The organism is Oceanibaculum pacificum, from assembly GCF_001618175.1.
Classification (GTDB): Bacteria; Pseudomonadota; Alphaproteobacteria; order Oceanibaculales; family Oceanibaculaceae; genus Oceanibaculum; species Oceanibaculum pacificum.
Genome location: NZ_LPXN01000105.1, coordinates 1 through 14209, shown reverse-complemented (window position 1 = coordinate 14209; position 14209 = coordinate 1). Strand labels below are relative to the sequence as shown.

At 66.3% G+C, this 14209-nt stretch carries 8 protein-coding genes; 4 read left to right on the top strand and 4 right to left on the bottom strand.

What is annotated here, in order from left to right; all coding sequences use genetic code 11:
- Nucleotides 1–3 precede the first annotated feature (3 nt).
- The 4 genes from AUP43_RS09270 to AUP43_RS09255 form a co-directional block, all read right to left on the bottom strand.
- The gene (locus tag AUP43_RS09270; RefSeq protein WP_067555610.1) at nucleotides 4–3597 is read right to left on the bottom strand and encodes an AsmA family protein; all 3594 of its coding nucleotides are present in this window, start codon (nucleotides 3595–3597) and stop codon (nucleotides 4–6) included.
- A 191-nt stretch (nucleotides 3598–3788) separates the two neighbouring features.
- Entirely contained in the window at nucleotides 3789–5192 is a 1404-nt protein-coding gene (locus AUP43_RS09265) for an FAD-binding oxidoreductase (RefSeq protein WP_067555607.1), read from the bottom strand.
- Between the two features lie 223 nt (nucleotides 5193–5415).
- Nucleotides 5416–9033, bottom strand: coding sequence for a hydantoinase B/oxoprolinase family protein (locus tag AUP43_RS09260; RefSeq protein WP_067555604.1), 3618 nt, complete (start codon nucleotides 9031–9033; stop codon nucleotides 5416–5418).
- 95 nt (nucleotides 9034–9128) lie between these two features.
- Complete coding sequence (locus tag AUP43_RS09255) at nucleotides 9129–9677, bottom strand: GNAT family N-acetyltransferase (RefSeq protein ID WP_067555593.1); 549 nt, start codon at nucleotides 9675–9677, stop codon at nucleotides 9129–9131.
- A gap of 221 nt (nucleotides 9678–9898) precedes the next feature.
- On the opposite strand from AUP43_RS09255, the gene AUP43_RS09250 reads away from it, so the two are divergent.
- The 4 genes from AUP43_RS09250 to AUP43_RS09235 all read left to right on the top strand — a co-directional run bounded on the left by AUP43_RS09250 (nucleotide 9899) and on the right by AUP43_RS09235 (nucleotide 14186).
- The gene (locus AUP43_RS09250) at nucleotides 9899–10645 is read left to right on the top strand and encodes a TerB family tellurite resistance protein (protein ID WP_067555590.1); all 747 of its coding nucleotides are present in this window, start codon (nucleotides 9899–9901) and stop codon (nucleotides 10643–10645) included.
- Nucleotides 10646–10777: 132 nt separating this feature from the next.
- On the top strand, nucleotides 10778–12613 hold the full coding sequence (locus AUP43_RS09245) for an ATP-binding cassette domain-containing protein (RefSeq protein WP_067555587.1): 1836 nt from the start codon (nucleotides 10778–10780) through the stop codon (nucleotides 12611–12613).
- The gene (locus AUP43_RS09240) at nucleotides 12610–13485 is read left to right on the top strand and encodes a DMT family transporter (RefSeq protein WP_067555584.1); all 876 of its coding nucleotides are present in this window, start codon (nucleotides 12610–12612) and stop codon (nucleotides 13483–13485) included. The genes AUP43_RS09245 and AUP43_RS09240 overlap by 4 nt, the downstream gene beginning before the upstream one ends.
- Nucleotides 13482–14186 carry an N-acetylmuramoyl-L-alanine amidase gene (locus AUP43_RS09235; protein WP_067555582.1) on the top strand — a complete coding sequence of 235 codons (705 nt, stop codon included), beginning with the start codon at nucleotides 13482–13484 and terminating at the stop codon, nucleotides 14184–14186. Before AUP43_RS09240 ends, AUP43_RS09235 begins: the two co-directional genes overlap by 4 nt.
- Nucleotides 14187–14209: the final 23 nt, after the last annotated feature.

Below are 14209 nucleotides of genomic sequence, written 5' to 3'. Positions count from 1 at the left end.
GGTTTATTCCTTGTTCAGGAGGCGCGGCAGCATCTGACGCAGCTGCTCGCGCGGCGTCGGCGTGCGCTGGCTCTGCGGCTGCTCGGTTGTCGGGGCCGGTGTCGCCGGGGTCTGGGTCGCCGGGGCCGCGCCGCTGTCCGGCGCCACCTGTTCCGGGATCAGGCGCATCAACCCGCGCTCGATGGCGCGCTGCGCGATGAAAGCTTCCAGCGCGCGGGTGCTGAAATTGGTCTGCGGCTCGGAGAGCGAGCCGGTGAAATTCACCGTGAAAGGCGGCGCCTTCGGATGCTCGGTCAAGGTGAAGACCGCCTGCGCATCGACCAGCTGCTTCGGCAGGTCGATGACGCCGGTGACCTTGCCTTCGCCGGCCGCCGCGACCAGCGTGGCATCCTCGGTGCGGATCATGCCCTTCTCGATCTTGTAGGTGCCGTCGAGCCGCTGGAACGGCGTCTCGCCGCCGCCGAACGCGGCCTTGGCGAGGCCGAGGAAGGCGGCCGCGCTGTCCAGCTCCTTCAACTGCGCGCTGACGCTGGCAAGGTCGAAGCCCTCGGCCACGCCCTCGCGCACGGCGAAGCGGCCTTCGCCGGCCAGCGCGCCGACCAGCGCCGCCTGGCTGACGCCCCGGCTGTTCACATCGAGATCGAAATCGGCCAAGCCGCGAATATGCTGCGGCTGGTCGGCACTGGCCGCGGCCTGCCGCAAGTCGGCATCCTTCACCCGTAGCGACAGCCGCATGGTCGGCGTCTCGTTGGCGACAAGCTGGCCGTTCGCCATGAAGGTGCCGCCGAACAGACCGCCCTCCAGCTTTGACAGGTCGAGCACGCCGTCTTGCAGCAGCAGCGCCAGCAGCGCCTCATCGACCCGATATTCGCCGAGCTGCACCGCCGAGGCTTCGACGTTCAGATCGACATCCATCGCCCGCAGCCCGGCCAGCGACAGCGGCTCGCGCGACCAGCCCTGCGGGCCGGAAACCGGTACTGGCACCGGCATCTTGCTTTTCGGCGCACGGTCGGGATCGGACAGCCAGGGGTCGACGACGATATCGTTCGCCGTCAGCTTCGCCGTCAGCTTCGGCCGGTTGCCGGAACGCGAAACCGTAGCCGCGCCCGCCATTTCGATATCGCCCATCTGTAGCTTGATATCGGCCAGGTCGAAGGCCGAGACATTGCCGGACAGGCGGGTATTCAACATGAAAGGCCGATCCCGGTCGCCGCGCGGGCGATAGTTTGGCGCAACCACGCGCAGCATGCGCACCGCATTGGCGTTGTTGGCCTCCAACTGCACCGCGAAGGTAGGCACCGGCGCAAACGGATTCACATCCCCGGCCAGGCTGAGCATGCCGCCGGCGGCCTCGATGCGGCCATTCATCGCCATGGCGTCGGTCTCGCCGCTGCGCGCGGTCAACCACAGGCGGATATCGCCCAGCGGCGGCCCGTCTGTCGGGCTGCGCCCGGCGAAGGCGGTAAGAAGCTGGGCCAAATTGGGATGGCTGCCTTCGGCGACCAGATCGAGGCGCGGCGGAAACTGCGCCACGCCCATGCTGCCGGTCACTTTCATCTCGGCCCCGGCGATGGACAGCGCGCTATCGACGTCGAAGGCGGTCGGCGTGCCGGCCAGCTTGCCCTTAACCGCCAGCGTGCCCAGCCGCGCCGGCTCCACTGGAGCCTGGATATTCAGCAGTTGGAAGAACTGGCCCGGCGCCCGGGTCGACAGATCGAACAGCAACTCGCCGGCCGGCGCATCCTCGCGCGCCGCCAGGCTGCCGCTGAGCTTGGCGCGCGCGCCCGCCAGATCGGCGACGCTGATGTCGCGGATGGTGGCCACGCCTTCCAGCACCGAGGTATCGATGGTGATGTTGCGTATCTGCTGGCCACGATAGGTCATCTGGCCGACCTGCAGCTTCAGATTGGCGTCGAAACTGTCCAGCACCGCCAACAACGGCCGGGGCGCGGCGCCGTCGGTGCGCGGCAGTTGTTCCGGCACCACCGGGGCCAGGCGCTGCTGCACCGCCGCCATGTAGGCATCCAGGTTCAAGCGGTCCAATGTCAGCGTCGCGCCGAAGGACGGGCGCGATTGCAGCAGATAGGTCAGCCCGCCGGTCAGCTTGCTGGAATCCACCCGAAGGTCGATCTGCGAGAGCCGCAGTTCCCGCGAATCCACCGCGATGTCGCTTTGCAGCGACAGGCTGCGCAGCCGTTCGGCCGGCACCTTGGACAGATCCATGCGCAGCCATTCGGCAAGGTCGCGCAGATTGGTGGACGCCATCTCCACCGACCCCTCGAAGCGCGCGCCATCAGGCCCGTTACTGGCGGCGCCGAGCAGCGAGGCCTCGCTGCCGCCGGGCAGTTGGGCGGAGAGCTGATTCAACGCCAGCCGGCCCTGCTCCAGCGCAAAATTGGTGCGCAGCTGGCGGATCAGCCGGCCGCGATAATCGATCGCCTCGACCGTCAGGTCGAGCGAGAGGTTGATATCCTCCGGCAAATGGCTCGGCAAGCCGGAGGAAGTTCCCTGCAGCCGGCCTTGCGGCTGGTCCTGGCCCTGCGCGCGGGCCGGCGGCTCCGCCCCGCGCTGGGCGATGATGTCGCCCATGATCTTGTCGAGGTCGACGCGCCCGACCTCCAGCACCAGATCGACGGTGGGTGTGCCGTCCAGGCGCGCATTCAACGCCCCGGTGCCGCGCGCGGCACCGAAGGTCAGCAGCATATCGTCCAGCGCCAGCGTCTCCGGCGTCGCGCTGAGGGTGCCTTGCAACGCCAGCTTCTGCTCCAGCGCCACGATCGGCGTCTTGCCGCCGAACACCGTGTTCAGCAAGGTCGACAGATTGCCCGATTCCGCCTCCACGCGGCCGCTGACGCTGAGCTTCGGGCTGCGCTGAAGGCTGCCGGAAAAGGCGAGATTGCCGCGCTCCGCCAGCCCCAGACGGAGCGAGAGCGGCGCCGGGCGATCGAATTCCAGACTGCCGAGCGAGGCTTCCAGCGTGGCCGGGTTACCTTGATAGGCCAGCGTGCCGTTCGCCTGGTAGGGCCCGTACAGGGTGGGGGCGGTGATCGTCGCCGTCAGCTTCTCGATGCGCTGATCGGCGGCATCCGGGCTGCGATAGATCAAGGTGCCGTTCTCGATCCGCACATTGTCGAACTGAATGGCGGAGCCGCGCGCCGGCGGGGTGAAGTCCTCCTGCGGGTCGCCGGTTGCGCCAGCGTCGGGCGCGGGGGCTTCGAATATCCAGTTATGCCGCCCGTCGGCCGTCTGCTCCAGCAGGATGAAGGGTTCCACCAGCACCAGCCGCTCGACCTGGACCGTGCCGGTCAGCAGCGGCATCAGGGAGATTTCGACATCCAGCGCCTTCAGGCGCGCCATGTCCGGCGCGCTGCCGCCAGGAAGATTGGCGAAGCGCACGCCCTGGGCCGAAAGCGTGGGGGTGGGCAGGATCGACAGGCCGATATCGCCATCGATGGCGAGGTCGCGGCCGGTGGCGTCGCGCACCGCTTGGGTCAGCCGAGGCTTGTAGTCGTTCCAATCGACGACAGCCGGCACGATCAGCACCAGGGCGACGGCCAGGGCCAGCAGGCTACCGACGATAATTAGAACTACCCGCACCCTGTGCCCCCTTCGATACCCAAATCTTCCGTCCATGTCTTCGCGCATGGCGATACGCCACCATCGGGCCGGAGCCGACTATCCTTGCGAACCACGGCTCCGTCCAGCGGTCGCCCGCATGCTGTAGCGGGGGGGAATGGCAGTTTCAAGGCGTTGTGTGGCATCGCGGCCGGAAAACCGCAAAACGCCGCTCAAATACGCAATATCTTGCCCGGATTCATCAGATTGTCGGGGTCGAGCGCCAGCTTGATCTGTCGCATGACGCTGACCGCCTCACCGGCCTCGGCCACCAGGAAATCCATCTTGCCATAGCCGATGCCATGCTCGCCGGTGCACGTCCCCTCCATCGCCAGGGCGCGCAGCACCATGCGGTCGTTCAAGGCGTTGGCCTGCGCCAGCTCCTCCGGCCGGTCCGGGTCGATGACATAGACCAGGTGGAAATTGCCGTCGCCGACATGGCCGACCAGCGGGGCCAGCATGCCCGACGCCTCGATATCCTTCTTGGTCTCCAAGATGCACTCGGCAAGGCGCGAGATCGGCACGCACACATCGGTCGGCCAGCCCTTGGCGCCGGGGCGCAGCGCCAGGGCCGCGTAATAGGCCTTGTGCCGCGCCTCCCACAGCGCGGTCCGCTCCTCCGCCTTGGTCGCCCATTTGAAATCCGTGCCGCCGAAATCCCCGGCGATGGATTTCACCATCTCGATCTGCTCCGCCACGCCGGCCTCGGTGCCGTGAAACTCGAAGAATAAAGTCGGCGCGGCCTGGTAGCCTTCCAGCTTGGAATAGGCGATGCACGCGCCCATCTGCACCTCGTCCAGCAATTCCATGCGGGCGACCGGAATGCCGGACTGGATGATCAGGATGACGCTGTTCACCGCGCCCTCCAGATCGGGAAAGGCGCAGACGGCGGAGGATATCCGCTCCGGCACGCCATAGAGCCGGACCGCCACCTCGGTCACGATGCCCAGCGTGCCCTCGGAGCCGACGAACAACCGGGTGAGATCGTAGCCGGCCGCCGATTTCTTCGAGCGCCGCGCCGTCTTAATGATACGCCCGTCGGCGGTCACCACGGTCAGCGACAGCACATTCTCGCGCATCGTGCCATAGCGCACCGCATTGGTGCCGGATGCCCGTGTCGAGGCCATGCCGCCCAGCGAGGCGTCGGCCCCCGGATCGATCGGGAAGAACAGCCCGGTATCGCGCAGATGCTCGTTCAGCTGCTTGCGCGTCACGCCGGCCTGGACGCGGCAATCGAGATCCTGCGCGTTGACCTCCAGGATCTTATTCATGTGGCTGACATCAATGGTCACGCCGCCCTGCAGCGCCGCCACCCCGCCCTCCAGCGAGGTGCCGGTGCCGAACGGGATCATCGGCACCTTGTGGGCGGCGCAGATTTTCACGATCTCAGCCACCTCCTCGGTCGATTCCGCGAAGGCCACGGCGTCGGGGGCCATCACCGGGTGATAGCTCTCATCCTTGCCATGCTGGTCGAGAATGGCCCGGGCGGTGGACAGCCGGTCCCCCAGCAGCGCCTTCAGCGCCGCCACCGCCTCCTCAATCCGCGCATCGTTCCGCCTGATCGCCGCGACGCCCATGGCTACCCACTCCACCGTGACTTAACTGGTAAGACCAGAACCGTAGCGATGTGGGGGGTGGGGATCAAGCGGGCTGCATCTTTCCGCCGCCCCGGCAGGTGCCCCGGGCAGGTAAAGACGCGCCCTTCACAGCTCCGCCGCCAGGAAAGTCTGGCCCCTCGGGTCAAGCCCGAGGGTGACGACGGAGAGTGAGGCCCGGAGATAACCCCCCTACTCCGCCGCCTTAGGCCTGCTTGCGGCCATAGCCACCGCCGCCCGGCGTCTCGATCACGTAAACGTCGCCCGGCTGCATCTCGATCTGGTTGATGTGTTCCAGCTCAATCACCGTGCCGTCGGTGCGCTCGACGGCGTTGCGGCCGGTCTTCGCTTCCCCGCCGCCGGCCATACCATAGGGCGGTATGACGCGGTGGCCGGACAGCATGGCCGCCGTCATCGCCTCGCGGAAGCGCACGCGGCGGATGACGCCCTCGCCGCCCTTGTGCAGGCCGGCGCCACCGGAGCCCTCGCGGATGCGGAAATCCTCGACCAGCACCGGGAAGCGCCATTCCAGCACCTCCGGGTCGGTCAGGCGGCTGTTGGTCATGTGGGTGTGGACCGCACTGCAGCCGTCGAAATCCGGGCCGGCGCCGGAGCCGCCGCAGATCGTCTCGTAATACTGGTAGGTCTCGTTGCCGAAGGTGAAATTGTTCATCGTGCCCTGCGCCGCGCCCATCACGCCAAGCGCGCCATAGAGCGCGTCGGTGATGCATTGCGAGGTCTCGACATTGCCGGCGACCACGGCGGCCGGGTAGTTCGGGTTCAGCATCGAGCCCTTGGGAATGATGACTTCCAGCGGCTTCAGGCAGCCCTCATTCATCGGGATATCGTCATCGACCAGCGTGCGGAACACGTACAGCACGGCGGCCTTGCACACGGCGGAGGGCGCGTTGAAGTTGGTCTTCTGCTGCGCGCTGGTGCCGGTGAAGTCGATCTTCGCCGACCGCTTCTCGCGGTCGATGGAAACGGTCACCTTGATGACGCTGCCATCGTCCATCTCGTAGGCGAAGCTGCCATCCTTCAGCACGCCGATGACGCGGCGCACCTGCTCCTCCGCATTGTCCTGGACGTGCTGCATATAGGCCATGACCACGTCGAGGCCGAAATGCCCGACCATCTTGCGAAGCTCCGCCACGCCCTTCTCGTTGGCGGCGATCTGCGCCTGCAAATCGGCGACATTCTGCGTCACGTTGCGCACCGGGTATTTCCCGCCGGTCAGCAGTTCGACCAGCTCCTTCTCGCGGAACTTGCCCTGATCGACCAGCTGGAAATTGTCGATCATCACGCCTTCCTGATCGACGGTCACCGAATCCGGCGGCATCGAGCCCGGCGTGGTGCCGCCGATATCGGCGTGATGGCCACGCGAGGCGACATAGAACAGGATTTTCTTGCCCGCCTCATCGAACACCGGGGTGATAACGGTAACGTCCGGCAGGTGCGTGCCGCCATTATAGGGCGCGTTCAGCGCATAGACGTCGCCGGGCTGGATATCCGGGTTCTCGCGGACCACCGTGCGCACGCTCTCGCCCATCGACCCCAGATGCACCGGCATATGCGGCGCGTTGGCGATCAGATTGCCGGCATCGTCGAAGATGGCGCAGGAGAAATCCAGCCGTTCCTTGATGTTCACCGAATAGGCGGTGTTCTGCAGCGTCACGCCCATCTGCTCGGCGATCGACATGAACAGATTGTTGAACACTTCCAGCATCACCGGATCGACCTGGGTGCCGATGGCGACGCGGGTCGGCAGTGCCTTCACCCGGCGCAGCACCATATGGTCGCGGGTCGTGACCTCCGCCTGCCAGCCCGGCTCCACCACCGTGGTGGCATTGGCGTCGGTGACAATGGCCGGCCCATCCACCTTGCAGCCGGGGGCGAGATCGAGACGGTCATAGACCGGGGTGTCGTGGCGTTCCGCGCCGCAATACATCGGCAGATTGCCCTTGGCCGCCGGCAATACGCCGCTGCCGGCATCGAGGATCGGGTCCTCGGCGGAATCGGTGACGCCGATCACCTCGACCGACAGCGCCTCCACCACCATGCCCTTGCCCTCCATGGAGAAGCCATAGAGCTGCTTATGCGCCTCGACGAAGCGTTCGCCGATCTCCTGCCGGCTGCCGAATTCAACCACCTGCGCAGTGTCGGAACCGTCATAGCGCACATGCACCTTGCGCAGCACCTTGATGTGGTCGTCCTCGACGCCCTGGCCCTGCATCTCGGCGACGCCTTCCTCGGCCAGCACGTCGAGTTGGGTGGCGAGGCCGGGGATCAGATCGTCGGCCAGCTTGGCCTCGACCGCCTTTTCCTTCAGCACGCGCAGATCGGCCAGCCCCATGCCATACGCCGACAGCACACCAGCGAAGGGGTGAATCAGAATGGTCTTCATGCCCAGCGCGTCGGCCACAGCGCAGGCATGCTGCCCGCCGGCCCCGCCGAAGCAGTTCAGCGCATAGCGCGTCACGTCATAGCCGCGCTGCACGGAAATCTGCTTGATCGCATTGGCCATGTTCTCGACCGCGATCTTCAGGAAGCCTTCGGCCACTTCCTCCGGCGTACGCGTCACGCCCATGGATTTCTGCATTTCGGCGGCCATGGCAGCGAATTTCTGGCGCACCACATCGGCGTCCAGCTTCTCGTCGCGCTTCGGCCCGAAGACCGGCGGGAAGAAATCCGGATGCAGCTTGCCGACCATGACATTGGCGTCGGTCACGGTCAGCGGCCCGCCCCGGCGATAGCAGGCCGGGCCCGGATTGGCGCCCGCCGATTCCGGGCCGACGCGGAAGCGTGATCCGTCGAAGAACAGGATCGAGCCGCCGCCCGCCGCCACGGTATGGATACGCATCATCGGCGCGCGCATCCGCACGCCGGCGACCATGGTCTCGAAGGCGCGCTCATACTCGCCGTTGAAATGCGACACATCGGTCGAGGTGCCGCCCATGTCGAAGCCGATCACCTGGTCGAAGCCGGCCATCTGCGCGGTCTTCACGCAGCCGACAACGCCGCCGGCCGGGCCGGACAGGATGGCGTCCTTGCCCTGAAACAGGAAGGCATCGGTCAACCCGCCATTCGACTGCATGAACATCAGGCGGGTATCGCCCAGTTCTCCCGCCACGCGATCCACATATCGGCGCAGGATCGGCGAGAGATACGCGTCCACCACCGTGGTGTCGCCGCGCCCGACCAGCTTCATCAGCGGGCTGACCTGATGGCTGACGGAAATCTGCGTGAAGCCGATCTCCTTCGCGACCTTCTCCAGCGCCGCCTCATGCTCGGTGTAGCGATAGCCGTGCAGCAGCACGATGGCGAGCGAGCGGATGCCGCTGTCGAACACCGCCTGTAAATCCTTGCGTGCGGCCTCCAGATCAAGCTTCGTCAGCACTTCGCCCTGGGCGCTCATCCGCTCATTCACCTCCACCACGCGCTCATAGAGCAGCTCCGGCAAAGTGATCTTGCGGGTGAACAGATGCGGGCGGTTCTGGTAGGCGATGCGCAGCGCGTCGCGGAAACCGCGCGTGATCGCCAGCGCCGTGCGCTCGCCCTTGCGCTCCAGCAGCGCGTTGGTGGCCACGGTGGTGCCCATCTTCACGGCCTCGACCAGCTCAGCCGGGATCGATTGCTCGGCTGTCCGGCCCAGCAGCTCGCGGATGCCCTGAAGGGCGGCGTCCTTATAGGCTTCCGGGTTCTCCGACAGCAGCTTGTGGGTGACCAGCGCGCCATCCGGCTTCCTGGCGACGATGTCGGTGAAGGTGCCGCCCCGGTCGATCCAGAACTGCCACTCGCCCGCGCCGACCTGTTGTGTCGCCATGTTCCGTCACCTTGCTACGATCCGCGATCTTGTCGCACTGCGGTAACGTGCTTAGCAACTTCCCCGGCCACTGTCACGCGGCAGGCGACGGCTTTTTAAGCCGCCTTCGCCCCAATGCTCTCGAAGAAGCTGGACAGGGTGGTCTCCATCAGCCCCAGCGCTTCTTCCGCATAGCTGATCTGGTCGGCGGGGCTGAGATCGATGGTCAGCTCCGCGTCGCCATGATCCACGGTCATCTTCGGGTCGAACTTCCGGGCCAGCGCCATCAGCCGGTAATTATCGCTGAGGCAGAACAGGGTCACCCGGCGCACGCCGCGATTGCGCGACTGGGTGATCGCCCGGCGGGCAAGCTGCGTGCCAATGCCGCGTCCCTCGAACGCCGCTTCGACGGTGATCGCAAGCTCCGCCTCGTCCGGCCAGCCATTATGGGCGCGGATGAGGAAGACCGCGCCGCGCAACTCGCCATCGACAAAGCAGCCGAAACCCAGGCAGCGCATCCAGTCGATATCGCCGGTCTTGCGCTCCAGGAAGCCGTCATCAACCATGCCGCCGAAGCGGTAATGGCGCTGTTCTGGCGTCAGCCGGATCAAATGCGTGTGGTAGGCGTTTACGTCGGTCGGCCAAAGGCGACGATAGACGATCATAGGGGTACCCTTTCGACTGCAGGCACCCTCCCCAGGGGCTTCTTTAACGCTCTATGCGTGTCGATTATATTGCACTGCACAAATCGACCTTCCATAGATGCTGCCGGCAGGGGTAAGTGTCAAGCGCCAGTCGATGAGAGGGGCTGAGGCAACCCGCCGCATCTGGCGTGACGGCCGCTTTGCCGCTAGGGTCTGGTCGCGCGCGGATGGAGAAGGATTGGATGAGCGTCTGGGGCACAATCATCGGTGGAGCGGCGGGCTTCGCGCTGGGCGGGCCGCTGGGCGCGATCATGGGCGCGCTGGCCGGCCACGCCGTGGACAAGATTCGCGAGATCGACGTGGTGGAGGCGGACCCCCGCATCACCGAGGACGGCACCCGCAAGGTCGCCTTCACCATCGGCGTCATCGTGCTGGGCGCGAAGATGGCGAAAGTGGACGGCGCGGTTTCGGAACATGAAATCCGCGCCTTCCGGGAAGTGTTCCGCGTGCCGCCGGACGAGATCAAGAACGTCGCCCGCGTGTTCAACCTGGCGAAAAAGGATGCGCGCGGCTTCGAGCCCTATGCGCGCCAGATCTCCAATTTGTTCGAACCCGGCTCGCCGGTGCTGGAGGAGTTGCTGGCCAGCCTGTTCCACATCGCCAAGGCCGATGGCAGCCTGAAGCCGTCCGAGCATGATTATCTGCGCCAGGTGGCGGCGATCTTCGGCTTCGACGAGATGGCCTTCGACCGTATCCGCGCCCAGCATACCGGTGAATCCGGAGCCGATCCCTATACCGTGCTGGGCATCGAGCCGGCGGCGAATGACGAGGCGGTGAAGAAGGCCTATCGCGACCTGATGCGCGAGAACCACCCCGACCGGCTGATGGCCCAGGGCATGCCGCCGGAATTCATCGATGTCGCCAACGAGAAAGTGGCCGCCATCAATGCCGCCTACGACCGAATCCGCAAACATCGCGGGATGAAATGAGCATTCGCTCAAGCCGACGTCATTCTTTTCTGTCATGCCCGGACTTGATCCGGGCATCCAGGGGCACTGCCTTGCCTGTGACGTTTCAGGCCGGCAATGACAATCCTTTATATCTGGACAGACTTCCCTGACATGGCCAGCAATCCCCCCATCGTGGCGCTGCGCAATGCGGCGCTCAGCTTCGGCGGCAATCCGGTCTTCGCCAATGTCGACCTGCCGGTGGGCGTCGGCGACCGGCTGTGCCTGGTCGGGCGCAACGGCAGCGGCAAGTCGACCCTGATGAAGGCGCTGGCCGGCATGGTCGATCTCGATGCCGGCGAGCGTTTCCAGCAGCCGGGCGCCACCATCGCCTATCTGCAGCAGGAGCCGAAATTCGCCAAGGGTGGCACGGTCGGCCAGTACGTCGCCGAGGGGCTGCGCCCGGTGCAGGACAATGCGCCCCGCGACCATCTGGTGGAGGCGGTGCTGCGCCGCCTGAGCCTGTCTCCGGATACTCCGACCGAGCGGCTGTCCGGCGGCGAGGGCCGGCGCGCGGCGCTGGCCCGCACGCTGGTGTCGGACCCCGATATATTGCTGCTGGACGAGCCGACCAACCATCTCGACCTGCCGACCATCGAATGGCTGGAGCAGGAGCTGTTGAATTTCCGCGGCGGCATCCTGCTGGTCAGCCATGACCGCGCCTTCCTGACGCGGCTGGGGCAGAAGACCTACTGGCTGGAACGCGGCGATCTGCGCCGCACCAACCAGAGCTTCGCGCATTTCGAGGATTGGGCCGACAAGCTGCTGGCCGACGAGGAGATGCAGGCGCAGAAGCTGAACCGCCGCATCGCCGAGGAGACGCGCTGGCTGCGCGAGGGGCTGACCGCCCGGCGCAAGCGCAATATGGGCCGGGTGAAATCGCTGCTCGCCAGCCGCCGCGACCGGGCCGAGCGCATCCGCCCGACCGGCAAGATGACGGTGACGGTGGAAACCGCCGACGGGGCCGGCACGGCGATCATCGAGGCCAACCACATCTTCAAATCCTATCCGACGCCGGAGGGCGGCGAGAAAGTGCTGGTGAAGGATTTCTCCACCCGCGTGCTGCGCCGCGACCGCATCGGCCTGATCGGCCCGAACGGCGCCGGCAAGACCACGCTGCTGAAGATGCTGATCGGCGAGGCCAAGCCGGACAAGGGAAGGGTGAAGATCGGCTTCGGCGTCGAGCTGGCCTATTTCGACCAGAAGCGCGAGCAGCTCAACCCCGCCACCAGCCTGTGGGAGACGCTGGCCCCCGGCGGCGACACCGTGTTCATCGGCGACAAGCCGAAGCATGTCGCCACCTACCTGAAGGAATTCCTGTTCCAGGACAAGCAGTTCCGCAGCCCCGTCGGCAGCCTGTCGGGCGGCGAGCGCAACCGCCTGCTGCTCGCCAAGCTGTTCTGCCAGCCGCATAATCTGCTGGTGCTGGACGAGCCGACCAACGATCTCGACATGGAGACGCTGGATTTGCTGCAGGAGGTCGTCGCCGATTATGCCGGCACCGTGCTGCTTGTCAGCCATGATCGCGATTTCCTGGACCGCACCGTCACCAGCATCCTGGCCGTCGAGGGCGAGGGCGTGGTCACCGAATATGCCGGCGGCTATCAGGATTACCTGACGCAGCGCCCCGTCCCGGTCGAGGAAGCCCCGAAAGCCGCGAAAGCCGCCGCGCCAAAGCCGGAGCGGCCGAAGCCCCCCGCCGCCAAGCTGAGCTACAAGGATCAGCGCGAGCTGGAACAGCTGCCCGGCATCATCGCCAAGCTGGAGACGGAGATCGCGCGGCTGGAAACCCTGCTCGCCGATCCGGATTTCTTCCGCCGCGACGCCGCCGGCTTCCAGAAATCCAGCGCTTTGCTGGAGCGCGCCCGCGCCGCTGTCGCCACTTCCGAGGATCGCTGGCTGGAGCTGGAGGCGATGCGCGAAGAAGTCGAGCAGGCAAAGTCGGCATGAACCTGCGCGACGTCGCCCTGATTGTCTTCGTCATGGCGGTCTGGGGCGCCAATTTCGGTTTCGGCAAATGGGGATTGGAGGAGCTGCCGCCGCTGCTCATCATGGGGCTGCGGTTCGTGCTGACGGCCGCCCTGCTGGTGCCGTTCTTTCCCCTGCCCCGCGCCCAGCTCGGCCGCATCGTGCTGCTCAGCTTCACGCTGGGCTTCGTGCATTTCGCACTGATGTTCACCGGCATGAAGCATGTCGACGCCAGCACGGCGGCGATCGCGGTACAGATCCAGGTGCCGTTCTCGGCGCTGCTGGCCGCGCTTTTCTTCAACGACAAGCTGGGCTGGCGGCGCGCGCTGGGTATGGCGCTGGCCTTTTGCGGCGTGGTGCTGCTGGCCGGCGAGCCGCAGACGCAGAGCAACCTGCTCTATCTCGGCTTCGTGCTGATGGCCTCGATGGTCTGGGCCGTGGCGGCGATCCAGATGAAACAGATATCGGACATCGACCCGCTGGCGCTGAATGGCTGGATGGCGGTGTTCGCCGCGCCGCAATTGCTGCTCGGCTCGCTGCTGCTGGAGGACGGGCACATGGCGGCGCTGGCCGCCGCCGGCTGGAAGGGCTGGGGGGCCATCGTCTACATGGCGGTCGCCGTCACCATTATCGGCTATACTTTGTGGATGCGGATGCTGCGCCAATATCCGGTCACCCAGGTGATGCCCTTCACGCTGCTGGCCCCTGTCTTCGGCGTGCTGGCCGGCGTGGCGATGCTGGGCGAGAGCCTCAGCCTGCTGAAGATACTGGGCGGTATCGTCACCATCGTCGGCGTCGCCATCATCACCATCCGCCGGCCGCAGCAGGCGCAGCCGACGGCCCCCCGCTCATGACCGTCATCGACCGCCCCTCGCCCAATTTCGGCGACCGCCGCGACGGCCGGCGGCCCGATCTGCTGGTGCTGCATTATACCGGCATGGAGAGCGGCCAGGCGGCGCTGGAGCGGCTGTGCGATCCGGCCGCCCAGGTCAGCGCGCATTACTTGATCGAGGAGGACGGCGCCTGCTTCCGCCTGGTCGCGGAGGAAAACCGCGCCTGGCATGCCGGCCTGTCGCTCTGGGCCGGGGAGAGCGACCTGAACTCCGCCTCCATCGGCATCGAACTGGTCAATCCGGGACACGAGCATGGCTACCGTCCCTTTCCGGACGCGCAGATCGCCGCGCTGCTGACGCTGGCGGCCAGCATCCGGCAGCGGCATGGGATTTTGCCCCACCGCGTGGTCGGCCATTCCGACATCGCGCCGACCCGCAAGGAAGATCCCGGCGAGCTGTTCCCCTGGCAGCGCCTCGCCCGCCACCGGCTGGGCCTATGGCCGAAGCCGCAGCCCGCCGGCGCGCCCGGCACCGCGCTGGAGGCCGCCTTCCTGCTGGCGCAGATCGGCTACGACATATCCGACCTGCCGGCCACCCTGACCGCCTTCCAGCGGCGCTACCGGCCCGCCTGCCTCGACGGCAGGCTGGACAAGGAAACCGCCGCCCTGATCAACGGCCTCGCCCGCCTGCTGCCCAAGCCGACGGCGCTGGCGGAGGGGTAAGCGCGGGTCTCCCCTCACCCGGC